Source organism: Kitasatospora sp. NPDC056731, from assembly GCF_040687675.1.
Lineage (GTDB): Bacteria > Actinomycetota > Actinomycetes > Streptomycetales > Streptomycetaceae > Kitasatospora.
In genome coordinates, this window is record NZ_JBFBNR010000019.1 from 121,995 (window position 1) to 146,707 (window position 24,713).

Consider the following 24,713-nt stretch of genomic DNA (forward strand, 5'->3'; position numbering starts at 1 on the left):
GTTTCGCGATCCGTGAGGTGGACCCCGTGTGCTACGACCCCGACGCCGCCCCGCCCGCCGTCACCCCCGCACTCTGGCCCCTGGCCGAGGCGGCAGCGCTCACCCTGACCTCGGCGGACGGCACCGAGTTCGCCGCCTTCCTGGCCCGCCCCGAGGTGGCCACCGGGGTCGGCGTCCTCGTCCTGCCGGACAACAAGGGCCTTTCCGGCTTCTACCGGCAGACCGCCGCCCGGCTCGCCGAACAGGGCCACCCCGCGCTCGTCGTCGACTATTACGGCCGCACCGCCGGAGCCGATCCGGAAAGCCGCCCGGAGGAATTCGGCGACCTGCCCGGCCTGCTCCGCCACCTGCTCGCCCTCACCCCCGAAGGCCTGGACGCCGACCTGGCCGCCGGCCTCTCCCGGCTGCGCGCAAGCGGGCCGGCCGAGGTGGTCGCGCTCGGCTTCTGCTTCGGCGGCCGGCAGGCCTTCCGCGCCGCCGCGCCCCGGTTCGGGCTGGCCGGCGCCGTCGGCTTCTACGGATACCCCGACGCGATCAACGGCTCCCCGGGGCCCACCCAGCTCGCAGCCGGCCTCAGCGCGCCGATCCTCGCCTTCTGGGGCGGCGCGGACGAGCACATCCCGCCCGCCACCGTCGACGCCTTCGACGCGGCCCTGACCGCCGCCGGCAACCCGCACGAGTTCGTCACCTACCCGGGCGCGCCGCACAACTTCTTCGAGCTCTCCGCCATCGAATACTCGGACGCGGCCCAGGACTCCTGGCGACGTCTGCTGGGATTCCTCGCCGACCGCTCCGCATCCGCGACCCCCCGGAGGACGCCCTGATGTCCCGCCTGCCCCGCCTACCCCGCCTGCCCCGCCTGCCCCGCCTGCCTCGCCCGTCCCGTCGTGCGCGGCTCGCCGCCGCCACGGCCGCCCTCGCCACCGCCGCGGTGGCGCTCACCGCCCCGCCCGCCCCCGCGGCCACCCCCGCGGCCGCCGCCGACTTCGGGCCCGCCGAGATCCGCACCGGCATGTACGCGGGCCCGGACGACCTGTGCCTGGAGGTCGCCGACTGGCGCACCGACGACGGCGCCCCGGTCCGGATCTGGACCTGTACCGGCGGCGCCAACCAGCAGTGGACCCAGAGCGCCCGCGGCTGGGTGAACTTGAACAGCGGCAAGTGCCTGGACATCCCGGCCTTCAGCACCACCTGGGGCACCCAGGCCGACCAGTGGACCTGCGACGGCGGCGCCAACCAGAGCTGGAGCGACCCCCCGGCCAGCCACCCCGGCACGCCCCGCCGGATCGTGAACGGCTACAGCGGCCTCGTCCTGGACGTCTCGGGCGGCGCCCTGACCGACGGCACCCCGGTGATCCAGTGGGAGTTCCACAGCGGCGACAACCAGTTCTGGCACTACAACCCGGAAAAGCCCCCGTACAGCTGACCGCTGACCGCGACCGCCCTCGACGGTCGCGCCCGGGCACCGGTTAGGCTCGGCCGGTGCCCGCACCCGCGCCGCCTGCGCCCGCAACAACCCCACCCGCCGTCGAGCAGCCGCCGTCCGGCCCCGCGCCGCGTTCGCCGTGGTGGCGGTTCGCGCTGCTGGTGGTGCTGCTCGGCGCCGCGGCCGGATCGCTGCTGCTGTGGAGCCCGACGGCGCTGCTGAACGGCGGCCTCGCCGACCGGATGCCCGGGTACTGGTTCGCGCCGCTGTTCGCCACCGTGTACGCGGTCGGCACGCTCGCCTTCGTCCCCCGGCCCGCGCTGAACGCCGCCGCCGGGCTGCTGCTGGGCATCCAGCAGGGCGTGCTGCTGTCGGTACTCGGCACCACGCTGGGCGCGGCCATGGCCTTCGGACTCGGCCGGGGCCTCGGGCGCGAGGCGCTGCAGCCGTACCTGCGCGGGCGGGTACTCGGCACGCTGGACCGGCGCTTCACCGAGCAGGGCTTCCGCAGCGTGCTGGTACTGCGGCTGCTGCCGGGCATGCCGTTCCAGGCGGCCAACTACGGCGCGGCCTTCTCCGGGGTGCGCTTCGCGCCCTTCCTGTTCGCCACCGCGATCGGCGTGGTGCCGACCACCGCGGTGTACGTGACGGCGGCGGCCAGCGCGGGCGAGCCGGGCTCGGCGGCCTTCCTGGTGTCGGCCGGGGTGATCGCGCTGCTCGTGCTGGGCAGCGTGGTCGGACTGTGGCGGGCCGTGGCCGCCCGCCGCCGCGCACCGGCCGCCTGAGCGCCTGAGCGCCTGAGCGCCTGAGCGCCTGACCACCTGACCACCTGACCACCTGACCGGCCGAGATTCCGAGGCACTCGGGGGGCGCTCGACAATTCGCTCGCGCCCGCCGGTCGGTGGGCACCAGGATGTCCCGCATGACCGAACTCTCCCCGCGGGTCGACCCGCCGATGGCGGCCGACGAGACCGCCATGCTCACCGCCTGGCTCGACTACCACCGCAGCACCCTCGCGCTCAAATGCGAGGGCCTGACCGACGACCAGCTGCGGCTGCGCTCCGCCCCGCCGTCCGCCCTCTCGCTGCTCGGCCTCGTCCGGCACATGGCCGAGGTGGAGCAGTACTGGTTCCAGGCCGTCCTTCGCGGCGACGAGTACACCGAGAACCACTACTGGACCGCGGCCGACGAGGACGGCGACTTCAACAACGTCGACACCGCCGACGTCGCGGCCGACTTCGCCACCTGGCGCGCCGAGGTCGAGGCCGCCCGCCGCGCGAGCGCCGGCCTGTCGCTGGACACCGTCGGCAAGCGGCTGCGCCGCGGCGAGGAGGTGACGCTGCGCTGGATCCTGGTCCACATGGTCGAGGAGTACGCGCGGCACAACGGCCACGCCGATCTTCTGCGCGAACTGGTGGACGGCACCACCGGCGAGTGAAATCGTTTCCTCATTGTTGACAGATGGTCAATTGCGCGGTGACCCCGACCGATATGGTCTACGCGCGCAACCGTACGGCTCACCGCCGCGTCGCTGATGTTGCCCGGGTTCGCCCGGGTTTCCGTCGCGGCGCGACTCGTACGGGGGCCGCGAGCGGGCACGGGACCGGTGAACAGTGCGATACTCGGACAGTTCCGACGAGTGGATGACGTGTCAAAAAGGGCACGCGGCCCCGGGGGACCAGGACGGGACGAGGCAGGGAGGCGCGGCATGGGAGCACTTCGCGACGAGCACCACAACGGGTGGCTGATGCCCTCCGGGAACTACCCGGCCGCGGTGTACGAGGACGAGTGGGTCGATCAGGAGACGATGCCGGCCGTCCCCGCGCCCGCGAAGATCGTCTCCCTGCGGCCGACCGGTTTCGAGGCGGCCCGCACGGTGGGCGAGCACATCCGGGCGAGCATCCCGGTGGTCATGGACCTCACCGAGATGAACGAAGCCGAGGCCAAGCGGATGGTGGACTTCGCCTCCGGGCTGATCTTCGGCACCCAGGGCGGCATCGAGCGGATCGCCCGCCGGGTGTTCCTGCTCACCCCGGCCGACGTCGAGGTCATGGTGATCGACCGCCCGCTCGACGAGACCGGGTTCTACAACCAGAGCTGATCCGGGCGGCGCACGGCCCGACCGGGCCGAACCGACCGAACTGAACCAGCCGAGCTGAACCGGCCGAGCTGAACCGGCCGCACGACAGCGGCACCCCGACCGGGGACGGCACCCGCCGTCCCCGGTTTTTTGCCGCCCCGACCGTGGCGGTCAACGCCTCATCCGAGACGCCAGCTATAATTTTGAGACATCTATGTCTCATGTGGCCTACACTCGATTCATGGCCACCGATCGCGACACCGTCCTGGAAGCCGCTGTCGGCGTGCTCTCCCGCCGCCCGACCGCCCACCTGGACGAGATCGCGCGCGCCGCCGGGATCAGCCGCGCCACCCTGCACCGGCTCTTCCCCGGGCGCGAGGCCCTGATCCGCGAGGTCGGCCTGCTCGGCCTGCGCCGGTTCGCCGCCGCCCTGGACACCGCCGCCGTCGAGGACGGCGACGCCGAGGCCGCGCTGCGCCGCCTGGTCGACGCCGCCGTCCCGGACGCCACGCTCTGTGCCTTCCTGGCCGGCGAGAACCAGCTCTACGACGACGACAGCGTCAACGACCTCTGGGAGCTCCAGATCGTTCGACTGCACGCGCTCTTCCTGCGCGGCCAACAGCAGGGCACGTTCCGCATCGAGCTGAGCGCCGCCTGGCTGAGCGAGGCCTTCTTCGACCTGGTGGCCGGCGTCGGCTGGGCCATCCAGGACGGCCGCCTCGCCCCGCGCGACGCCGCCTTCTCGCTCGCCGAGCTGTTCCTCGGCGGCGCGCTGCGCAGACCCGACGCCGCCACTCCCCCGCCCACAGCACCTTCGGCCCGCACACCGGAAACCGATACCCCATGAGCAGTACCGTCCTTGCCAGCCCCCGCCAGCGCTGGACCGGCCTCGCCGTCCTCGTCCTGGCCGTCACCGTGGTCGCCCTCGACGCGACCGTCCTCTCCCTCGCCATCCCCTCCATCAGCGAGACGCTGGAGCCCAGCGGCACCCAGCTGCTCTGGATCGGCGACTCCTACTCCTTCGTCCTGGCCGGCCTGCTGGTCAGCATGGGCTCGCTCAGCGACCGGATCGGCCGCAAGAAGCTGCTGCTGATCGGCTCGGCCGCCTTCGGCGCGGCCTCGCTGCTCGCCGCCTACGCGCCCAGCGCCGGCTGGCTGATCCTGGCCCGCGCGCTGCTCGGCGTCGCCGGGGCGACGATCATGCCCTCGACCCTGTCGCTGATCCGCGGCCTCTTCCCGGACGACCGGGAGCGGGCGACCGCGATCGGCATCTGGGGCGCAGCCGCCACCGCCGGCGCCGCGCTCGGGCCGGTGGTCGGCGGGGTGCTGCTGGAGCACTTCTGGTGGGGTTCGGTGTTCCTGCTGAACATCCCGATCCTGCTCCTGCTGCTGGTGCTCGGCGCCTGGCTGCTGCCGGAGTCCAAGGACCCGAAGCCGGGCCGCTGGGACGTGCTGAGCGTCGCCCTGTCGATGGCCGGGGTGATCGGCACGGTCTACGCGATCAAGGAGGCCGCCGCGCACGGCCTGGCGCGCTGGGACGTCCCGGTCGCCTTCGTGCTGGGCGTCACCGCGCTGACCGTCTTCGTCCGCCGCCAGCTGCGGCTGGAGACCCCGCTGCTGGATGTGCGGCTGTTCCGCGACCGGCGGTTCACCGCCGCCGTGCTGGCCTCGCTGATCGCCCTGATCGGCCTGTCCGGGGTGGTCTTCGTGACCTCGCAGTACCTCCAGCTGGTCCGCGGCTACGAGCCCCTGCGGGCCGGCCTGGCCGAGCTGCCGGCCTTCGTCGGCGCCGTCGTCGGCGGCCTGCTGACGGCCCGGCTGGTGCGCCGCACCGGCGCCCGGGCGGCGCTGACCGGCTGCCTGCTGACCATGGGCCTCGGCGTGGGCGTGCTCGGCTGGCTCCAGCAGGACACCACCTACCTGCTGCTGGCCGCCTCCTTCCTGCTGGTCGGGACGGCCGAGGGCGTGGTCTACACGCTCGGCGCCGACCTGGTGCTGAGCGCCTCGCCCGCCGACAAGGCCGGTGCGGCCTCGGCGGTCTCGGAGACCGCGTACGAGCTGGGCACCGCGCTCGGTATCGCGCTGGTCGGCTCGGTGGTCGGTTCGATCTACGCCGGCGGGCTCGTCGTCCCGGCCGGGACGGACCCGGCGGCCGCGGCGCGGGCCGGTGAGTCGCTGGGCGCGGCGGTCGAGACGGCGCACGCACTGCCGCAGGGCGTCGCGGAGCCGCTGCTGGCGAGCGCCCGGGAGTCCTTCACGCACGGCATGAACAGCGCCGGCCTGCTCGCCGCCGTCCTGTTGATCGGCGCGGCCGCGATGGCCTGGCGGCTGCTGCGAGGCCTGGACACCCCGACCAGCGCGGCTGCCGTGTCCGAGGTACCCGCTCCGGAGCGGCCGGAGCAGCCGGAGAAGGTCGACGCGTAGGCACACCCGACTCCCCTGCCACCGGCGGGAACGGCCACGGCCGTTCCCGCCGGTGGCGTATCGCGTGCCGGGCGGTGGGAACCGGGGCGGCTCAGGCCCAGAAACATGTGATGTTCAAATGTCTGATGTTTGTATAGGCTGCCTCCATGAAACGCATCAGTACACCGCGCAGGACGGCAAGCCTGTCCGCACAGCTCGTGGACAGCCTCCGCTCGCACATCGAGGCGGGCGGCTGGCCGGTGGGGACGCGGATCCCGCCGGAGCAGGTCCTCGTCGAGGAGCTCGGGGTCGGACGCAGCACGCTGCGGGAGGCGATCGGCGCGCTCGTGCACCTCGGCCTGCTGGAACCCCGGGCCGGGGACGGCACCTACGTCCGCGCGTCGAGTGAGCTCCAGTCGGTCATGGTGCGGCGGGCGAGTTCCGCGCGGCGGGACAACGTCCTCGAACTGCGCACCGTCCTTGAGGAGTACGCCTCGGGGGCCGCCGCCCTGCGGCGCAGCGAGGACCAGCTGCACCAGCTGAGGGAGCTGCTGGCCGACGCCGACGCGGCCTGCGCCGGCGAGGACAGGTCCGCGGCCATGAGTGTCGACGCGCTGTTCCACCGGGCCGTCGTCCGGGCGAGCGGGAACGACCTCCTGATCGAGGTCTACGACTACCTCGGCACGGCCCTCACCTCCGCCCTGGGAGGCCTGCCCTGGGACGCCACCGCCGCCGAGAAGCACGCCGACCTGCACCGGCGACTCGTCGACGCGATCGAGGCCCAGGACGAGAGCGGCGCCCGCACCGCGGCGGCGGCGATCGTCCGGCTCACCCACGACCACGGGGTCCAGGCACCACCGGCGACGGAGGAGCAATGAGTCCACAACTGTCCTCGACGCCCCGTCAGCACTCCGTCTCCGGGCCGGCGGCCACCGACAGCACGCGGCCCGCCGTGTCGATCGGGCTCGTCCTCGCGATCTGCCTCGTGGCGGCCAACCTGCGGACCAGCCTCACCGGCGTCGGCACGCTGCTGCCGGCGATCGAGCAGGGCAGCGGCCTGACAGCGAGCTGGGGCGGGCTGCTGAGCACCCTCCCCCTGCTGACGTTCGCCGCGACGTCACCCCTGGTGGCCCGGGCCTCCCACCGGTTCGGCAGCGCACGCCTGCTGGTGGCGGCCCTCGGCGCGCTGGCCGTCGGAACGGTGGTCCGGTCGCTGCCCTCCGTGATCTGCCTGTTCGCCGGGACGGTGATCCTCTCCGCCGCCATCGCGTTCGGCAATGTGCTGCTGCCCGCCATGATCAGGCGCAGCGTGCCCGCACACCGCATCCAGGGCGTCAGCGCTCTCTACGTCACCGTCATGGGCGTCACGGCCGCCGTCTCCTCCGGGATCTCCGCCCCGCTCTCCCACTCCCTGCCGGGCTCCTGGCACACCGCTCTCGCCTGGGGCATCGCCTTCACCATCGCGGCACTCCTCGTCTGGCTGCCCCGGATGCGGGGCGACGGGGCCCGGGCCTCCACCGGCGCGACCCGCAGTCCGGCCCCCTGGCGGTCGGGACTGGCCTGGCAGGTCAGCATGTTCATGGGCCTGCAGTCCCTGGCCTTCTACACCGCCGTCGCGTGGCTGCCCAGCATCCTGATCCACCACGGCACGAGCAGCACCACCGCCGGATGGATGCTCTTCTACTACCAGCTGATCTCCCTGGCGACCAGCGGCCTGCTGCCCCTGCTCACCCGGGGCCGTCACGACCAGCGGTGGACTGCGGCCGGGGCCTCGGTCATCGTGGCCGGTGGCTTCACCGTGCTGGTGTCCGCCCCCGCGCTGTCCGTCGTGGCGTGCACCCTGCTCGGGCTGGGCGGCGGCGCGTGCCTCGTCCTCGCGCTGACCTTCCAGAGCGAACGCGCCGGCAGCTCCGGCGAAGCCGCCGCACTGGCCGGCATGGCGCAGTCCATCGGCTACCTCGTGGCGGCGGCCGGCCCGCTCCTCCTCGGCATCCTGCACGACGCCACGGGCAGTTGGACGCTTCCGCTCATCGTCCTGGCCGTCCTCGGCATCGCCATGGCGGCGGCCGGATACGGCGCGGGGCAGGACCGCCACGTGCGCCTTCCTCGGCCTCGCTGACGCCACCATCACCGCACGCGGCCCCGTCCGTCACGCCTCTCGCGCGTCACGCCTCTCGCGCGTTCACCGCTGTCGCGCGTTCACCGCCCCAGGAGTTCGGCGAAGCGGTCCAGCGCGAGATCGGTGCGCCGGCGGTCGCCGGTGGTCGTGAGATCGAACAGCAGCCCCCGGACAACGGCCATCACCAACGTGGGCGTGACGGTGTCGTCAGGGCCGGTGGAGACGTCCCGGAAGGTGGCACCGAGAGTGTCGAACCAGTCCGTGATCGCCTCGGCCTGGTCGGGGTAGTTCTCGGGGTGGACCAGGCCGTCGGCGTGCACCTCGAAGAACAGCCGGACGAACGGCGCACGTTCGTCCGCGCTCATCCACCCCCAAATGCCACGCAGCCGCTCCTGCACGGAGCCCTTCATCGGCGCGGGGTGCCCGGCCAGACGCACCGCGCCTCGGCGGCGGGCCTCGGCGAGGACCGCCGCGACCAACTCCTGCTTGCTGCCGAAGTCGTAGAGCAGCATCCGTGGACTGGTGTCGAGGGCCACGGCCAGTGGTCGCAGGCTCAGTCCGGCCAGGCCGTGCGCCAGCACGTAGTCGGTCGCCCGAGCCAGCGTGCGCTCGCGACGGGCGGGGTCAGGGGGTCGCCCCACGGTGGATCTCCCTTCGGCGCATCGGAGTTGAGACGGCATTAGCGAGTATATGGTACGACTGTTTCAATAACGAGGGGAGACCACATGCACACCTTCGACCGAGCACTCGTCCTGGGCCCCGGAAGTCACGTCGGCACGGCCTGGACAGCCGGACTGACCTACGGATTGCGCCGCAACGGCGTGGACCTGAGTGAGGCCGACCTGATCGTCGGCACGTCAGCCGGCTCGATCGTCGGAGCGCTGCTCGCCACCGGGCAGGACCCGGGGCGGCTCGCTTCCTCGGCTCGCCAGGCCGCCCACCGGGTCAAGCCCGACCCTGAGCGGATGGGCGCGGTGTTCGCCGTACTCGGCGACCGCAGCCTGGAACCCGGCGAGGCGAGGCGCCGCGTCGGCCGCCTCGCGCTCGACGGCGCCAACCCCCAAGCCGAGGAAGCGCTGATCGCGGGGCGCGCCGCCCTGATCGGTGCGGACACGTGGCCGGAGCGACGACTGCTGATCACCGCCGTCTGCGCCACCACCGGTGAGCCCGTGGTGTGGGACCGCGACAGCGGCGTACCGCTGGTGCACGCGGTGGCGGCGAGCAGCGCCTTCCCCGGAGCCGCGCCGCCCGTCGCCATCGACGGCCGGCGGTACATGGACGGCGCCCTGCGTGCGGGCCCCAACGCCGATCTCGCCGCCGGAGCCCGCACGTTGGTCGTGGTCGAGCCGATGGCCCACCTGTTCCCCCGGGAGCCGCTCAACCAGCAGCTGGCGGCAGTGGGGGCGGACACCGTGGTGACCATCGGCCCCGACCCGGCCTCGGTGCGCGCCTTCGGCTCGGACGCTGGCGACCTGACGGCCTGGGAACCGGCCTACCAGGCGGGTGTTCGCCAGGCCGGCGACGTCGACGCGCAACTCCGCACCATGTGGAGGGCGGAAGTAGACGCGGGCTGACCGCTGATCACCAACGCCTGTCCGTCTTACCGCCGGGGTAGCCCTACTACACCTGACAGTTCACCATCGGGCCCGAAAGGAATTCCAGTCATGAGTGACCGCGCAGACCTGTCCGGCGCTTCCTGGATCAAGTCCTCGCATTCCAACAATGGTGGTGACTGCGTGGAGGTCGCCACCGACTTCCCCAACCTCGCTCCCGTCCGCGACTCCAAGGACCCCGAGGGCCCTGCCCTCGTCTTCCCCGCCGACGCCTGGTCGTCGTTCATCGCCGTGATCCGAACCGGCGAGCTCGGCGAGGCCTGACGCACGCACACCGCGCGAGCCCCACTACCCGCTGCGGGTAGTGGGGCTCGCACATCGGGTCGACGCATAGGCCCGTCCGGCTGAGCCGGGCCCCGGTTGGCGCGGGATAGGTATGCGGTCGTCATCGATGAGTGCCCCACACCCTGCTGTCACGCCAACTCTGCGCCCCCGGTGGGCTGTTTCCGCAGTTGGTCGACCTCCCGACGGTAGAGAGACCGGGCCGCCCACGTTTCGTACGCCTGGGTGGGCGACGCCTGCGGCCCCGCCCTCTGGGACAAGAAGACGCTCCTCCTCAATGCCCTCAACGAAGACGGCCCCGCGAGTCTGCGGAGTGCCGGTGTCCGATGTCGACAAGTTCTCCGGGCACGTACGCAAACCCCGATAGCCAGCTCATCGTCTACGGCGTCCTCCTTGGCGGCGAAGACCTGGTCAAGTTGGCCGACCTGTCGATGACCCTCGTCGCCGGCGGCTTCGAAGCCTCTGGCGTTCAGTGCGACCAGGGGCGAACCTGGAGCCCAGAACGGGGACGACCGCTTCAGGCCGTTCTGCCGCCCGGAGTTTCGACGGCAACCAGACTGGTTACCTGGCTTGCAAGAACGCGCAACCGACTTGGTACGGGAGGGCACCGTGGCTCTAAGGTTTCTGGGGATCTGGCCGAACACCCCCGACAACGGCTCGCCGACCATCTGGTTGGAGGAGGAGACGGGGGACCTGATCATCCAGTCCTGGTTCGCTGACGAGGCGACCATCAAGAGGGCCCAGGAGGTGGGTTCCATCCCCGGACACACCACTGATGTCCCGCCCCACGAGGGCGTATTTCGCCTTCCACAGAACATGATCCAGTTCATCCCCCGGCCCGACGACGAGGACCCCGATGTTTCTTGAGGCCCTGGCAGGCGCCCGGCGCTCCGCGCTGCACCTCGAACTCCGCGACTCCTACATGCTGGACGACCCCGAGTTCATCCGCTGGCAGCAGGGCTACCGCATCAATCGGGAGGACCGGGCTTCGTGGTGGCGCCCGTGGTGTGACACCGTCGCCACCGCTGCCGCCCGCGGTGTGGAGTTCCGCCGCGCACGTGTCGTCTCGGAGCCGGTGCACGACTACATCCGGTACGAGTACGACGTGACGTTCCCGAACATCGTTGCCGGCGAGCAGGTTCGTTGGCTGCCCCGCCGGAACACCACGGACCTCGCACTGCCCGGCGTGGATTTCTGGCTGTTCGATGACCAAGTGGCCCTGTTCAACCACTTCACGGGCAACGGCCAGTGGGCCGGTCCGGACATGGAGACGACCACCGATCCCGCTGTGGTGAAGCTGTGCAGCTCCGCCTTCGATTCGGTTTGGAGCCGCGCCATCGACCACGAGCAGTACGAGATCTGATCTAACGCCAGGCCGTCAGCCAATGCCCACATCTCCGTCCTCCAGCGCTCAGGCCGCCCAGAAGGCTGTCGCGGACCGCCTCCGTGAACTGATGCTGGACGCTGGGCTTCAAGGGCAAGAGCTGGCGGCCCTGTGCGGCTGGAACGCCGCCAAGACCAGTCGCATCATCAATGCGAAGACGGCGCCGTCCGACTCCGATATCAGGGCGTGGTGCGCCGCCTGCGGTGCCGAGGACCAAGCCGCCGATCTGATCGCCAAGAGCCGCGCGGCGGACTCCATGTTCCTGGAGTGGCGGCGCATGGAGCGCACCGGGCTTCGAGCCGCCCAGGAATCGGTACGCCCCCTCTACGAGCGGACCCAGCGCTTCCGCGCCTACGCCCCGTGGATTCTTCCAGGACTTGTACAGACCCGTGGCTACACCACCGCCATCCTGTCCGCGATCCGCGACCGCCGCGGCCTGGTGGACGACGTACCCGCTGCGGTGGAAGAGCGCATGGCCCGGCAGCATGTCCTCCACGACGGCAACCATCGCTTCGTGCTGCTGATCGAGGAGAGCGTGCTTCGGAGCGGACTCGGCGGGCCCGAGGTGATGGCGCTCCAGCTCCGACACCTGCTGACGATCGGCCGGCTCCCGACGGTCAGCCTCGGCGTGATCCCCTTCCGGTCGGATCGCGAAAGGGCCTGGCCTGTCGAAGGGTTCTGGATCTACGACACCGCACAAGTCAGCGTCGAGCTGGTTTCCGGCTACCTCACCGTTACCCAGCCCAGCGAGATCGCGATGTACGGCCGCGCCTTCGCGGGACTTGGTGAACTCGCGGTCCACGGAGCGAAAGCCCGGCAGTTGATCACGAACGCGCTGGACTCTCTCGACTAAATCTGCAATCAGATGCAAGTGCGTTGAGTGGTCAACTGGTTACTCCCTACCGTCGTTGGTGCCACTCGGGCCACGGTCACTTGGGTGGAGGACTCGACACACGAGGCGCATCGGCTCGCGCCGACCTCGCGGGCGCCCAGTCTCGCACCGTGCCACGCCTCAAGCGCTTTGCATCGCAGGAGATTTCTCGCACGTGTCCAACCGAAGGAACCGCAGTGCCTAAGCTCTCCAGCATGACCACCGACAGTGACAAGATCGTCACTCCCTTCGGGTCGCTGAGTGCGGCTCTCATCGACCAGCTGCGCGACCTCAACGCGATCCGCACCGATCGGGTGGCGGACGCTTTTCGAGCCGTCCCCCGCCACGTCTTCGCCCCCGAGGCTCCCGTGGAGGAGGTCTACTCGAACCAGCCCATCGTGACCAAGCGCGATGAGCGCGGCCTTGCCATCAGCACGGTCTCCGCGCCCCGCATCCAGGCGTTCATGCTGGAGCAGGCCGACATCCAGCCGGGCATGCGCGTTCTGGAGATCGGTTCGGGAGGGGTGAACGCCGCGTACATCGCGGAGCTGGTCGGCGAGGCCGGCGAGGTCACCACGATGGACATCGACCCGTTCGTCATCGACCGTGCCAAGCGGTTCTTGCCGGAGGCCGGGTACGGGCGAGTGAACGTGGTGCTCGCCGACGGCGAGTTCGGCGCCCCGAAGCACGCACCGTTCGACCGCATCGTGGTCACCGTCGGAGCGTGGGACATCCCGGCCGCGTGGTGGGAGCAGCTGGCCCCGGGCGGCCGGATCGTCGTGCCGATCCGAATCCGCAGCCTCAACCGCTCGGTGGCCTTCCAGCTGGACGGCGGTCACCTGGTCAGCCGGTCGATTGAGCGGGCCGGATTCGTCGCGATGCAGGGAGCCGGCGCCTTCGGTGAAGAGGTGGTCTACCTGCACGACGACACGGTGGCTCTCCGGGTGGACGACGGGCAGCAGGCCAACTGGGCTCTTCTGGCCGCCGCGCTGAAGCAGCCACGGGTGGAATCGTGGACCGGGGTCACCGTCGGCGACCAGGAACCCTTCGATGACCTGGACATCTTCCTGGCGACCACCCTGCCCGGCTTCTGCCTGCTGGTGGCACACGACTCTGCCGTGGCGGAGGGGATCGTCCAAGCCCGTCCCTGGGGAAGCTCGGCGGTGTTCTGCGACGGCACCTTCGCCTACGTCGTGCTGCGGCAGCTGGGCCCGGACCGCCACGAGTTCGGCGTGTACGGGCACGGCGCCGACGCCGAGGGCCTGGCCGCCAGGGTGGTCGAGCAGATCAACACCTGGAACAGCCGCCACCGCAACGGCGCGGCCCCGGTCATCAGCGCCTACCCGGTCGGCACTCTCGACGACCAGCTTCCCGGGAGCCTGGTCATCGACAAGAAACACACCCGGTTCACCGTCTCCTGGCCCTGCTGAGGGACCAGGTGCTCCTGATCACCACTAACGCAAAGAGGGGATCAACAGTGGCCAACAAGGTCATGGACAGCACGACCGAGTTCGACCTCGACGTGTCGATCGTCCGCAACACCAACGTCCTGTCGGCGATCATGCGCAGCACCGACGACGGCTGTGGCAGCACCTGCCCGGCGTGCGCCAGCGGTGCCGGCGGTGGGGGCGGCAACGGCGGCGGTGGTGGCGGCGGCGAGGGCGGTGGCGGCGAGGGCGGTCTGATCCTCGCCTGATCCACCTGCATCAAGTGGTCACGTCCGGCCCGGTGCGCCTGGAGCACCGGGCCGGGGCTGCGGAGAATCACGAGGTGGCACGTTGTACGAGCACGTCGATGCGGCCCTGATCCGGGCTGTCTCCCACCCCGCCGGTCTGCGGCTGCCGTCGTGGCCGCATCTGGGCGAGGACCGGACGCCCGGCCAGGCCGAGCGCTGGCGGGACTGGCTGTGCCAGGTCCGGGAGCTTCCCACGGTCGCCGAGGCTATCGAGGTGGCCAGCCCCGGGTTGGCCGAGCACATCGGGCAGGTCTGCGACGGTCGTCCTCTGTCTGAGCGGCACCTTCGGCGGACCGTACTGTCCACCGTCCGGTATCTGCTCAGGCTCACCGGCCGTGCCACCCCGTTCGGTCTGTTCGCCGGGGTGGCACCCGTCGGCCTCGGGTCGCACAGCGCCACCCGCTGGGGCGGTGAGCACCGCGCCTCGGCGAGGCCGGACGCGGCGTGGCTGGATGAGATGATCCGGCATCTGGAGGCGATACCCGAACTGCGCGAGCAGTTACCGGTGGTGGCGAATAACCTGTGCTTCGTCCGAGACGAGCGTCTGGTACTGCCACTCCAGCCCAGCACCGATGGCAGCGACGACATCAGCCCGTCGGAGGTCGCCGTCCGCCACAGTCGGCCCGTCCAATCGGTGATGGCCGCTGCCCGCACCCCGCTGGCGGTGCGCGAACTCGGCGAGCTGCTGGCTGCCGGATTCCCCGACGCGCCGACCGCCGCGATCACCGGTGTACTGGCCGGCCTCATCCAGCAGCGGTTCCTGATCACCGCCCTGCACGCACCGGCCACCGTCACCGATCCACTCAGCCACCTCGTGGAGCAGCTGGAGCGCGCCGGCGCCAAGGATCTGCCCCAGGCGCAGATCCTGCTGGGCGAACTCCGCGGGATCAGCGAGGCCCTGGCTGCGCACAACACCGCAACCGGCGCCGACCGGCGCCGCATCGGTCGGCATGCCGTCGACCGCATGCGGGCCTCGTGCAGCTCGGTGGCTCAGCCGTTGATGACGGACCTTCGGCTGGACTGCGCGATCACGCTACCGGAGGAAGTCGCCCGTGAGGCCGCAGCCGCAGCCGGGGTACTGGCCCGGCTGACGCCGTACCCGTTCGGCAGCTCGGTGTGGGGGGCCTACCACCAACAGTTCGTGGAGCGCTACGGGCCCGGTGCACTGATCCCGGTAACCGACCTGGTCCACGCCGACACGGGGCTCGGCTTCCCTGCGACCTACCGCGGCTCGCTCCTCAAGAAGCCCGCATCGGATGTGTCCCGGCGTGACCGCCGGCTCCTGGCCCTGGCGCAGCGTGCCGCGATCGACGGCCGGGGCGAAGTGGAACTGGACGATCGGGCGGTGGCCGAACTCGCCGCCGACAAAGGGAACGCCCAACCGACGCCTCACGTCGAGCTGTCGTTCCGTCTTCAGGCTGCCTCACAAGCGGCTCTGGACAGCGGAGCGTTCCGGCTGGTCGTGCTCGGCGCGATGCGGGCCGCTGGGGCGACCGCCGGCCGCTTCCTCCATCTGTTCGACCCGGCGGACCGGGACCGCATGGCCGCCGCCTACGCGCGGTTGGCGACTATGGACGAGGGCGCGGTGCTGGCCCAGGTGTCCGGTCCGCCGATGTACGTGCGCACCGGCAACGTCCATCGCTCCCCCGCCGTGCTGCCCACCGTGATCCCGCTCGCCGAGCACGCCCCAGCGGGTGATCGGACAATCCCCTTGGACGACCTGGCGGTCACCAGCGACGGCTCCCGTCTGCGGCTCGCCTCCCTCTCGACCGGCCGCTCGGTCGAGCCCACCGTGATGAACGCGGTGGACTTCCTCCACCACACTCAGCCCATCGCCCGGTTCCTGTGCGAATTGGTCCGCTCTCACACCGCCACCTTCCAGGCGTTCTACTGGGGTGCGGGCGACGAGCTGCCGTTCCTGCCCCGAATCCGGTACGGCCGGACCGTGCTGTCCCCCGCTCGCTGGACCCTCACCTCTGCCGATCTGCCAGTTCACTGCGAAGCGTGGCCGCGTTGGGCCGCTGCGGTGGATGGCTGGCGAGCGCGGCTGCGCGTGCCCGACCTCGTGCAGTTGGACGACAACGGCCTCCAGCTGCGGCTGGATCTTGACGAGCCCGCCCACCTCGCGTTGCTGCGCGCCCACCTCGACCAACGAGGAACAGCCGTGCTGACCGAGGCCGGCGGGCCGGACGACGACGGCTGGCTGGACGGCCGGACGCACGAGATCGTCCTTCCGCTGAGCGCCACCACCCCGCCCGGTCGCCCGCGGCGCGTCCACCGGCAGGCGGCCGGGACCGTCCGAGGTCACCTGCCCGGCCACTCAACGTGGCTGTACGCCAAGGTGTACAGCCACCCTGCCCGCCAGGCGCAGATCCTCACCGCCCATCTGCCCGAGCTGCTGGACGACTTCAACGAGCGGCCCCAATGGTGGTTCCTGCGCTACGCCGACCCCGAGCACCACCTGCGGCTGCGGCTGCGACTCGGCGGCCCCGAGGACTTCGGGCCCGTCGCCGCCCGGGTTGGCGCCTGGGCCGTGCGCCTACGCGGGCTGGGCCTGGTCGGACGCCTCCAGTTCGACACCTACGTTCCGGAGTCCGGCCGCTTCGGCGGCAACGAGGCGATGGCGGCGGCCGAGAGGGTGTTCGTCGCCGACTCCGCCGCCGCCGTCTCCCAGCTCACCGCCACGAACGGCCACACCGACCCCGGCGCGCTGACGGCCGCAAGCTTCATAGACCTGGCGACCGCCTTCCTGGGCGACGCCCCGGCCGGGATGAACTGGCTCGTCAACCACATCAGCACCGGCCACAAGGAACCGCTGGACCGGGCGGTACTCGCCGAGGCCGTCCAGCTGGCCGCCCCGGACACCCGCGTCACCCTGCTCGATCCCGGACTTCTCCAGCTTTGGGAGGAGCGCCAGTTGGCGCTCGCGGCCTACCGCGACCGTCTGGCGGCCACCGGTGGCCTTGAGGCCGGCGACGTACTGCCGACCCTGCTGCACCTGCACCACATCCGCACCCACGGCCTGGACCGCGACGGCGAACGCGCGGCCAACCGCCTCGCCCGAGCAGCCGCGCTCTCCTGGACAAACCGGATCGGAAGGAGTCAACGGTGACCGCGAGCGTCTCCGAAGTCGCGGCCGACCGCCTTGCCGAGGAGGTGGTGCACCCCGACGTCGGCGACGATCTCGATCCGCAGTCGCTGATCCGCGGCACCGCCGCCATCGCGTTGCTGGCCGTCGAGCGCGCCACCGCCGGGCGGGGCAGCTGGGATACCGCGCACCGCTGGCTTGCCGCCTCGATCCGCGAAGGTGCGGAGACCGGCGAGCACGCCACGCTCTTCTACGGCGCCCCAGCCCTCGCCTTCACCTTCCACGGCGCAGCTCACCCCAGTCGCTACGACCGGGCGCTCACGGTGCTGGACTCCGCCACCACCGCCGTGACCCGGGAGCGACTGAAAGCGGCTCACGCCCGCATCGACCGCCGCAAGCGGCCCGCCCTCGCCGAGTTCGATCTGATCTACGGCCTGACCGGGCTCGGAGCCCATCACCTTCGCCGAGATCCGCACGGCCAGGTGCTCCGCGATGTGCTCGCCTATCTGGTGCGCCTGACCGAACCGATCGATGTGCCCCCGTACGGCTTGCCCGGCTGGTGGACCGACCTGGCTCCCTCCGGCGAACTCTCGCCGCAGTTCCCTGACGGCCACGCGAACCAGGGCATGGCCCACGGCATCGCCGGGCCCCTCGCGTTGCTGAGCCTGGCCATGAAGCGCGGGATCACGGTGGACGGCCACGCCCAGGCGATCGGCCGGATCTGCGACTGGCTCGACCAGTGGCAGCAGCGCACCACCACGGGGGCATGGTGGCCGGAGTGGATCACCCTGGACGAGCATCGAATCGGCGTCGTCCACCAACAGGCACCCATGCGGCCGTCCTGGTGCTACGGCACCCCGGGGCTGGCCCGGGCCCAACAGCTCGCCGGACAGGCCACCGACGACCCTGCCCGCCAGCGGCTCGCCGAGACCGCACTGCTCGACTGCCTCGCCGACCCGGCCCAGCTGGCACGGATCACCGACAGCGGTCTGTGTCACGGCTGGGCCGGGCTGTTCCAGGCCGCCGTCCGCGTCGCCGACGCCGCGGACGGCCCCGAGATCACCGAGCGGTTGGCCGCTCTGCTGCCGTACCTGGTCGACGGCCCGCAGGTCCCCCACTCTGGGTTCCTGGACGGTGCGGCCGGGCTCGCGCTGGCCCTGCACACCGCGACGGGAACCGCTCCGGCCACCGGCTGGGACAGCTGTCTCCTGCTCAACTGACAGACCGGCGAAAGGGGATGGCGATGGACGACGGACACGAGCTGTGGCAACAGGTGGACATCCGGTTCGCGGACCGCCACCGCGCCGAGCAGGCGGCGGCCGACCACCTCGGGGATGCACTGCGGGTGACGGGCACCGGGCCGGTGGAGTCCTGGTTCTTCATCCGCAAGGGCGAGTGGCGGCTGCGGTACAACTCCACGAACCAGGCCGCCACCGCCGCAGCCAAGGCACTGGTGATGGGCGCATTGGCAACCATGCGGGAGCACGGTGCCGTCGAAGGCTGGGTGGTGAAGGTCTATGAGCCCGAAGTCCACGCCTTCGGCGGCCGGCAGGCGGTGAACACCGCCCACCAGTTCTTCCACCAGGACAGCCAACATATCCTGGACTACCTACGGCTCCCCGGCCCCGACCGCCGCCGGGAGCTGTCGGTGCTGCTGTGCGCGGCGCTGATGCGCGGCGCCGGCCTCGACTGGTACGAGCAAGGCGACGTCTGGGCCCGCGTGGCAGAGAACCGGCCGAACACCGGCGGCGCGACCGAAGACCAAATGCGCAAGCTCCGGGACGCCGTGCGCCAGTTGCTCGTTGCCGATCCCCGGTCGGGACTCATCTCGGCCTCCGACGAGTTGCAGACCTCAGCACGACCTGGTTGGACGCCGCCGAAGAGGCGGGCCACGCGCTGTACCTACTGTGGTCCGCGGGCCGACTTATCCGAGGTCTGCGCGCGGTGATTACCCATCACGTGATATTCCACTGGAATCGCATCGGGCTCCCTTACTCAGCCCAGAGCGTTCTGGCTCTGGCAGCCAAAGACGTTGTTCTAGGAACGTGATCTCGACTCCACCGACCGGTGATCGAGGGGCGGCCGCTCCCCGCCGGAGCGGCGATTTCGGCGGGGAGCGGCGTGGCTCGGCGAGGGTCTGGCGCCAACGTGCCCTCGGAGCCGGCCGGCAGGGGAGGTAGGCCTGCCGGCGCCCGTCCGTGACTGTCCTTCACGGACGGGCGTTGAACCCCACCACCGCGCGGGATGAGCACTCGCGGCGCGATGGCGGGAGCGTGTTGTCAGTCCGGCACGAACGTGCCGCATCTGCACGGGCGTTGAACCGGCGGCTCGGTGGTCGGCTCGTCACCCGCCTCGACCGCGTTTCGTTGCGTCGTCCCCGCCACAGCGGTGAAGCCGCCGGCCGCCAACGAGCTGAGGTGCAGCCCGGCGAGCAGCATCTCCCCCGAGGTCACGCCGGCTCCGGAAACATCGGCCGACGCTGGGAGTTGCTCCCCGTGCCCGGCGCGATCTCCCTGGGGTCGCACCGTCGCAGCTGGTCGGGCCTGGTCGTCCACTCGCACCCCCCGCCGAGCGGCCTCAGGAAGGCCGCCCCGCAGAGGATCTCCATGAAGACCCCCTCCTTCGGCTTGCCGTCGTCGTCTCGGTGCTTCAGGTCCCGCACCACCTCGTTGCGGACGAAGTCGGGCAGCGCGGATTTCGGGTTTTCGGGCATGGGAGTCTCCGTAGCGCTTCGCTCTCGGCGTGTCACTTGGTGTAGCCATGGTGGCGCGGCATCCCCTACGATCGGAAGGGTTCTCCACTTGACGAAATCCCTTGTGGGACACGGAAGGCACCGGAGGTCTGATCATGCGCGAGACCGAGCTGGACCCGTCTGCATCACCGCTCAAGGCCTTCGGCGCACAACTCCGCAGGTTGCGCAAGGCGGCGGGGCTCACACAGACCGACCTCGGGGCACTGACGAACTTGAGCGACAGTCAGATCTCCAACCTCGAACGAGGGACACGCAGTCCCACACTCGACTGGGTCGTACAAGCCGACCGGGCCCTGGATGCCGGTGGAACACTAGAACTGACGTACTGGAGTCTCAGTGGCTCATCGTTGCTGGAAGGGTTTCCCGAGTACGCCCAGCAAGAAGCGAAGGCCCTGAGCATCAACCACTTCGAACTGGGCATCGTGCCTGGTCTGGCGCAGACAATGGAGTACGCCGCGGCCTTCGCCTCCGCCGCCGTGCGGCGCGGCAGCGTCACCGAGGAGCAGGCTGCGGATCGGCTCGACTTCCTTGCCACGCGTCAGAAGCTACTTGACCGGCAGCCTGCGCCCCGACTCCACTTCGTCCTGGACGAGGGCGCCCTTCTACGACCGGTGGGCGGGCGCAAGGTCATGGCTCGGCAGCTTGCGCACCTTGAAGACCTCGCCACTCGTCCGAACATCACGATCCAAGTGGCACCGTTCTCTCTTGCAGAAGAGCTGCCGTTCACCATGGTTGTGACGTTGCTGACCCTGGCGGATCGCAAACTCCTGGCATACTCGGAGTGCCAGCTGCGCGGCTTCCTCTCGCGGGACGCCGAGACTGCTCAAACTTGGGAGCGGGACTGCCACCAGCTCCATGTGGAAGCGCTCTCGAAGGCTGCGTCACTGGAGCTGATCCGAAAGTGCAAGGCGTGAGAGGAACATCATGATCGCCCCTGTAGACCTATCCGGCGCCACATGGTTCAAGTCCAGCTACAGCAACAACGGTGGCACTTGCGTTGAGGTAGCTCCTGGCTTCCCTGGCCTGACGCCCGTTCGTGACTCCAAGGACCCCGAGGGTCCTGCTCTCGTCTTCCCCGCCGACGCCTGGTCGTCGTTCGTCGCCGCTGTCCAGGCCGGCGAGTTCGGCGAGGTCTGACGCGCACAACTCTCGCGAGCCCCACTGCCCACGGCGGGTGGTGGGGCTCGCGCGTTCTGGGCGGTGACAGTGTTTCAACTGCGTTCACCGAATGCTCGTGCGCGGTCTTGTGCACCGTGCGGGCGGCGACGTTGGATGTACACCATCCGCTGACCGTCGCGTTCACGTCATACCCTCACGGAGCCCCAATGCCGCTGTCGTCCCTCCGCAAGGCCGCCGCCGCCTGCGCTGCCGCCGCCGTGCTCGGCACGCTCGCCGCCGCCCCGGCCACGGCCGCCACCGGTGCCACGACCGAGAGCGCCCCGGTCACCGCGCCCGCGCTGGACGTCCTCACGTACAACACGTTCCTGATGAGCACGACCCTCTACCCCAACTGGGGCCAGGCGTACCGGGCCCAGGCGATCGCCTCGGCGGACTTCTTCCAGGGTCACGACGTGGTGGTCCTGGAGGAGACCTTCGACAACGCGGCCTCCGACGCCCTGACCGCCAAGGCCTCGGCCGCCTACCCGTACCACACCCCGGTCGTCGGCCGCTCCACCAGCGGCTGGGACGCGACCTCCGGCAGCTACAGCGCCGCCGCCCCCGAGGACGGCGGCGTGACGCTGCTCAGCAAGTGGCCGATCCTGCGCAAGGAGCAGTACGTCTACAAGGACGCCTGCGGCTCGGACTACTTCTCCAACAAGGGCTTCGTCTACGCCGTGCTGAACGTGAACGGCCAGCGCACCCACGTGGTCGGCACCCACCTGCAGTCCACCGACTCGGGCTGCTCCAGCGGCCAGCCGGCCGCCATCCGGGCCAAGCAGCTCACGGCCATGCGCGGCTTCCTGGACTCCAAGCAGATCCCGGCGAACGAGCCGATCCTGCTCGCCGGCGACCTCAACATCGACTCGTACGGCTCCGAGTACCAGGCCCTGCTGGACAACGCCAACCTGGCGCCGGCCTCCGCCCGCACCGGCTGGCCGTACTCCTTCGACACCGCCGACAACTCCATCGCCGCCTACCGCTACCCGGGCGAGCCCAAGGAGGACCTGGACTACGTGCTCTACCGGGCCGACCACGCCCGCCCGCAGCAGTACACCAACCAGGTCCTGCGCACGCACAGCGCGCCGTGGACGGTGAGCAGTTGGGGCAAGAGCTACACCTACACCGACCTCTCCGACCACTACCCGCTCGCCGCGCACTGACCAGGGACTGACCAGGGACCGACCCGCGGGGAACTACACCGCCCCGAAGGGCAGTTCCAGCTCCGCCCAGACCACCTTGCCGTCCCTGGTCATCCGGCTGCCCCAGCGCTGGGCCAGCTCGCTGACCAGGAACATGCCGCGCCCGCCCTCGTCCTGTTCGGCGAAGGGGCGCAGCTGCGGGGCCGCCCCGCCGGCGTCGGAGACCTCCAGGGTGAGCACCCGGTCGCGGAACAGCCGCAGCCGCCGCGGGGCCCCGGCGTGCAGCAGGGCGTTCGTGACCAGTTCGCTGACCAGCAGTTCGGCGTAGTCGGAGAGGGCGGTCAGGCCCCAGGCGTCGAGGGTGGCGCGGGTGAAGCGGCGGGCCTTGCCGGGCAGCCGGCCGCCGCCGGTGAGCGGGAGGGTGGCGATCCGGTCGGCGGGCAGCGGCAGCACCCGCGCCATGATCATCGCGATGTCGTCCTCGGTGCCGTCGGTGACCAGTGCGCCGAGGACGGCGTCGCAGTTCTCCTCCAGGGTCCGGCCTGGCCCGGCGAGGGTGTCGGCCAGCAGGTCGATGCCGTCGTCGAGGTCCTGGCCGCGCCGCTCGACCAGGCCGTCGGTGTAGAGGGTGACCATGCCGCCCTCGGGCAGGGTGAACTCGATCGACTCGAAGGCCACCCCGCCGACGCCCAGCGGCACGCCAGGCGGCACCTCGACCCTGCTGGCGGTGCCGTCGGGGGCGACCGAGATCGGCGGCAGGTGGCCGGCCGAGGCGATCTGGACGGTGCGCTCCAGCGGGTCGTAGACGGCGCAGATGCAGGTGGCGAACTGGCCCTCGCCGATGCCCGAGGCGGTCTCGTCCAAGCGTGTGAGGACCTGCTCGGGCGGCATGTCGAGGGTGGCGAGCGTCCGGGCGACGGTGCGCAGCTGGCCCATGGTGGCGGCGGCCCGGATGCCGTGGCCCATCACGTCGCCGACCACCAGGGCGACCCGGCCGCAGGACAGCGGCACGACGTCGAACCAGTCGCCGCCGACCTCGCTGACCACGCTGCTGGGCAGGTAGCGGTAGGCGATCTCCAGGCCCAGGGTGCGGTGGATCTCCTGCGGCAGCAGGCTGCGCTGGAGGGTGAGCGCCGTTTCCCGCTCGCGCCGGTAGAGCCGGGCGTTGTCGATGGCCAGCGCGGTGCGGGCGACCAGTTCCTCGGCGAGCGCCACGTCGGCGTCGCTGAACGGCTCGGAGTTGCGCATCCGGATGAACTCGGAGCCGCCGAGCACCATGCCCCGGGCGGTGAGCGGCACCATCAGGTACGAGTGGATGCCCGCCGCGATGCCGGGCTCGACCCGGTCCTCGCTGGAGACCAGGCCGCGCAGCACCTCGGCGTCCACGTGGGCGCGCAGCAGGGGGCGGCCGCTGCGCAGGCACTGGGTGTAGCTGCGGTCGGGGGCGTACTCGGAGGTCTCGCCGACGGTGTCCACGGCGTGCGCGAGGCCCGACTCGTACGACTCGCCGACTGCGACGGCACGCAGGGTGACCGTCCGGTCGGAGGGGATGGGGGTGGGTTCGGCGCCGCGCAGCACCGGTTCCAGCAGGTCGACGGTGGCGAAGTCGGCGAACCGGGGGACGACGGCCTCGATCAGCTCCTCGGCGGTGCGCTGGAGGTCGAGGGTGGTGCCGATCCGGGCCGTTGCCTCGGCGATGGTGGCGAGCCGCTCCTGGGCGCGGGCGGCGCGGGCCTCGGCCTGGAAGCGCTCGGTGACGTCGATGATCGAGGAACAGACGCCGAAGACCCGGCCGGTGGAGTCCTCCAGCCGGAAGTAGGAGGCGGACCAGGCGCGGTCGCGCTTCGGGTCCCCTGGCACCCGGCCGTGGGAGCGGGCGTCCACCACGGGCTTGCCGCTCCTGAGCACCTGCCGCATGGTCTGCTCGATCTCGACGCTGTTGATGCCGGGCAGCACCGCGGGTATCCGGCGGCCGAGGTGGGCGGCGATGGGGACGCCGTTCATCCGGGCGAGCGCCTCGTTGAGCCGGACGTAGCGCAGCTCGGTGTCGTAGACGGCCATGCCGATCGGTGAGCGGTCGAAGACGCCGTCCAGGACGGCGAGGTCGGCCTCGACCGCCTGGAGGGCGCGGATGTCGGAGGCGGTGGCGAGCAGCAGCAGGGTGCCGGCCGGGCCGGCGATCGGGTAGGTGCGGAACTCCAGGTCGACCTTGTGGCCGTCGCGGTGGCGGACCGGGAAGACGCCGGACCAGCCGGCGGAGCCGCCCATGATGTGGGCGAACAGGGACAGCACCTCGGGGCGGTCGGTGCCGTCGGTGAGCAGCTGGGCGGCGTAGCTGCCGACGGCCTCCTCGGCGGAGTAGCCGAGCAGCTCCTCGGCGTCCTCGCTCCAGTGCAGGATCAGGCCGTCGCCCTGGAGCAGGGCCGTCGCGAGCGGGACGAGTCGGTGGCCTTCGGGGCGTACGGGGGTGGCGCCCGGTGCGGGGCCGGCGGCGGAGGTCACGTCCCACTCGTTTCCGTGCATGATCAGGCAGCACCCCGGTTCGGCTCGTGCCCGGCCGGGGGCCTCACGGTCCGTGCCGGCCGGGATTCTTCTCCAGACTGCACGGACATCGGCCGCCCGGCGACCCCTTGGTCAGGGGTCGTCCGGCCGTTCCGGTA

26 protein-coding genes are annotated in these 24,713 nt (G+C 71.1%); 22 read left to right on the forward strand and 4 right to left on the reverse strand.

The window, feature by feature from the left end; translation table 11 throughout:
• Positions 1-26: 26 nt before the first annotated feature.
• The 9 genes from AB0R04_RS21455 (at position 27) to AB0R04_RS21495 (ending at position 8,028) form a co-directional block, all read left to right on the forward strand.
• Positions 27-824 (forward strand): dienelactone hydrolase family protein, encoded by a 798-nt coding sequence (locus AB0R04_RS21455; RefSeq protein ID WP_363373421.1) that lies wholly within the window; start codon positions 27-29, stop codon positions 822-824.
• Positions 824-1,426, forward strand: coding sequence for an RICIN domain-containing protein (locus AB0R04_RS21460; RefSeq protein ID WP_363373424.1), 603 nt, complete (start codon positions 824-826; stop codon positions 1,424-1,426). Before AB0R04_RS21455 ends, AB0R04_RS21460 begins: the two co-directional genes overlap by 1 nt.
• 56 nt (positions 1,427-1,482) lie before the next feature.
• Positions 1,483-2,211: a VTT domain-containing protein gene (locus AB0R04_RS21465; protein ID WP_363373426.1), complete on the forward strand. Its 729-nt coding sequence runs from the start codon at positions 1,483-1,485 to the stop codon at positions 2,209-2,211.
• Between the two features lie 137 nt (positions 2,212-2,348).
• On the forward strand, positions 2,349-2,864 hold the full coding sequence (locus tag AB0R04_RS21470; RefSeq protein ID WP_363373428.1) for a DinB family protein: 516 nt from the start codon (positions 2,349-2,351) through the stop codon (positions 2,862-2,864).
• 270 nt (positions 2,865-3,134) lie between these two features.
• A complete protein-coding gene (locus AB0R04_RS21475) occupies positions 3,135-3,527 on the forward strand; it encodes a cell division protein SepF (protein ID WP_063346197.1) in 393 nt (130 codons plus the stop codon).
• A gap of 220 nt (positions 3,528-3,747) precedes the next feature.
• Positions 3,748-4,353, forward strand: coding sequence for a helix-turn-helix domain-containing protein (locus AB0R04_RS21480; RefSeq protein WP_363373430.1), 606 nt, complete (start codon positions 3,748-3,750; stop codon positions 4,351-4,353).
• Positions 4,350-5,930: an MFS transporter gene (locus tag AB0R04_RS21485; protein WP_363373433.1), complete on the forward strand. Its 1,581-nt coding sequence runs from the start codon at positions 4,350-4,352 to the stop codon at positions 5,928-5,930. The genes AB0R04_RS21480 and AB0R04_RS21485 overlap by 4 nt, the downstream gene beginning before the upstream one ends.
• Before the next feature lie 146 nt (positions 5,931-6,076).
• Positions 6,077-6,787, forward strand: coding sequence for an FCD domain-containing protein (locus AB0R04_RS21490; protein ID WP_363373436.1), 711 nt, complete (start codon positions 6,077-6,079; stop codon positions 6,785-6,787).
• A complete protein-coding gene (locus tag AB0R04_RS21495) occupies positions 6,784-8,028 on the forward strand; it encodes an MFS transporter (protein WP_363373438.1) in 1,245 nt (414 codons plus the stop codon). The genes AB0R04_RS21490 and AB0R04_RS21495 overlap by 4 nt, the downstream gene beginning before the upstream one ends.
• Before the next feature lie 80 nt (positions 8,029-8,108).
• Here the strand turns inward: AB0R04_RS21495 and AB0R04_RS21500 are convergent, their stop codons facing one another.
• Positions 8,109-8,669 carry a TetR/AcrR family transcriptional regulator gene (locus tag AB0R04_RS21500; protein WP_363373439.1) on the reverse strand — a complete coding sequence of 187 codons (561 nt, stop codon included), beginning with the start codon at positions 8,667-8,669 and terminating at the stop codon, positions 8,109-8,111.
• A gap of 84 nt (positions 8,670-8,753) precedes the next feature.
• On the opposite strand from AB0R04_RS21500, the gene AB0R04_RS21505 reads away from it, so the two are divergent.
• The 10 genes from AB0R04_RS21505 (at position 8,754) to AB0R04_RS21550 (ending at position 18,949) form a co-directional block, all read left to right on the forward strand.
• Positions 8,754-9,602: a patatin-like phospholipase family protein gene (locus tag AB0R04_RS21505; RefSeq protein WP_363373440.1), complete on the forward strand. Its 849-nt coding sequence runs from the start codon at positions 8,754-8,756 to the stop codon at positions 9,600-9,602.
• Between the two features lie 90 nt (positions 9,603-9,692).
• On the forward strand, positions 9,693-9,905 hold the full coding sequence (locus AB0R04_RS21510; RefSeq protein WP_363373442.1) for a DUF397 domain-containing protein: 213 nt from the start codon (positions 9,693-9,695) through the stop codon (positions 9,903-9,905).
• A gap of 627 nt (positions 9,906-10,532) precedes the next feature.
• A complete protein-coding gene (locus tag AB0R04_RS21515) occupies positions 10,533-10,790 on the forward strand; it encodes a hypothetical protein (RefSeq protein WP_350879744.1) in 258 nt (85 codons plus the stop codon).
• Positions 10,780-11,286 carry a DUF6879 family protein gene (locus AB0R04_RS21520; RefSeq protein ID WP_363373444.1) on the forward strand — a complete coding sequence of 169 codons (507 nt, stop codon included), beginning with the start codon at positions 10,780-10,782 and terminating at the stop codon, positions 11,284-11,286. The genes AB0R04_RS21515 and AB0R04_RS21520 overlap by 11 nt, the downstream gene beginning before the upstream one ends.
• 22 nt (positions 11,287-11,308) lie before the next feature.
• Positions 11,309-12,160 (forward strand): helix-turn-helix transcriptional regulator, encoded by an 852-nt coding sequence (locus AB0R04_RS21525; RefSeq protein WP_363373446.1) that lies wholly within the window; start codon positions 11,309-11,311, stop codon positions 12,158-12,160.
• 233 nt (positions 12,161-12,393) lie between these two features.
• Positions 12,394-13,608 carry a methyltransferase, FxLD system gene (gene fxlM, locus AB0R04_RS21530; RefSeq protein WP_363373448.1) on the forward strand — a complete coding sequence of 405 codons (1,215 nt, stop codon included), beginning with the start codon at positions 12,394-12,396 and terminating at the stop codon, positions 13,606-13,608.
• 62 nt (positions 13,609-13,670) lie between these two features.
• Positions 13,671-13,874, forward strand: coding sequence for an FxLD family lanthipeptide (locus AB0R04_RS21535; RefSeq protein WP_363373451.1), 204 nt, complete (start codon positions 13,671-13,673; stop codon positions 13,872-13,874).
• 82 nt (positions 13,875-13,956) lie between these two features.
• A complete protein-coding gene (locus AB0R04_RS21540) occupies positions 13,957-17,025 on the forward strand; it encodes a lantibiotic dehydratase (RefSeq protein WP_363373453.1) in 3,069 nt (1,022 codons plus the stop codon).
• Complete coding sequence (locus AB0R04_RS21545) at positions 17,022-18,221, forward strand: lanthionine synthetase C family protein (RefSeq protein ID WP_363373455.1); 1,200 nt, start codon at positions 17,022-17,024, stop codon at positions 18,219-18,221. Before AB0R04_RS21540 ends, AB0R04_RS21545 begins: the two co-directional genes overlap by 4 nt.
• Before the next feature lie 23 nt (positions 18,222-18,244).
• Positions 18,245-18,949, forward strand: a complete 705-nt coding sequence (locus AB0R04_RS21550; RefSeq protein WP_363373458.1) for a thiopeptide-type bacteriocin biosynthesis protein — start codon at positions 18,245-18,247, stop codon at positions 18,947-18,949.
• Positions 18,950-19,280: 331 nt separating this feature from the next.
• Here AB0R04_RS21550 and AB0R04_RS21555 read toward each other — a convergent pair whose 3' ends face one another.
• Positions 19,281-19,454, reverse strand: a complete 174-nt coding sequence (locus AB0R04_RS21555) for a hypothetical protein (protein ID WP_159398321.1) — start codon at positions 19,452-19,454, stop codon at positions 19,281-19,283.
• The gene (locus AB0R04_RS21560; protein ID WP_063346205.1) at positions 19,451-19,714 is read right to left on the reverse strand and encodes a hypothetical protein; all 264 of its coding nucleotides are present in this window, start codon (positions 19,712-19,714) and stop codon (positions 19,451-19,453) included. Before AB0R04_RS21560 ends, AB0R04_RS21555 begins: the two co-directional genes overlap by 4 nt.
• A gap of 134 nt (positions 19,715-19,848) precedes the next feature.
• Between AB0R04_RS21560 and AB0R04_RS21565 the strand changes: the two genes are divergently transcribed.
• The 3 genes from AB0R04_RS21565 to sph all read left to right on the forward strand — a co-directional run bounded on the left by AB0R04_RS21565 (position 19,849) and on the right by sph (position 22,074).
• A complete protein-coding gene (locus AB0R04_RS21565; RefSeq protein ID WP_363373460.1) occupies positions 19,849-20,667 on the forward strand; it encodes a helix-turn-helix transcriptional regulator in 819 nt (272 codons plus the stop codon).
• Positions 20,668-20,677: 10 nt separating this feature from the next.
• Positions 20,678-20,890, forward strand: coding sequence for a DUF397 domain-containing protein (locus tag AB0R04_RS21570; RefSeq protein ID WP_363373462.1), 213 nt, complete (start codon positions 20,678-20,680; stop codon positions 20,888-20,890).
• Between the two features lie 188 nt (positions 20,891-21,078).
• Positions 21,079-22,074, forward strand: coding sequence for a sphingomyelin phosphodiesterase (gene sph, locus AB0R04_RS21575; RefSeq protein WP_363373463.1), 996 nt, complete (start codon positions 21,079-21,081; stop codon positions 22,072-22,074).
• 33 nt (positions 22,075-22,107) lie between these two features.
• On the opposite strand, the gene AB0R04_RS21580 is transcribed toward sph, so the two are convergent.
• A complete protein-coding gene (locus tag AB0R04_RS21580) occupies positions 22,108-24,576 on the reverse strand; it encodes a SpoIIE family protein phosphatase (RefSeq protein WP_363373466.1) in 2,469 nt (822 codons plus the stop codon).
• Positions 24,577-24,713 lie beyond the last annotated feature (137 nt).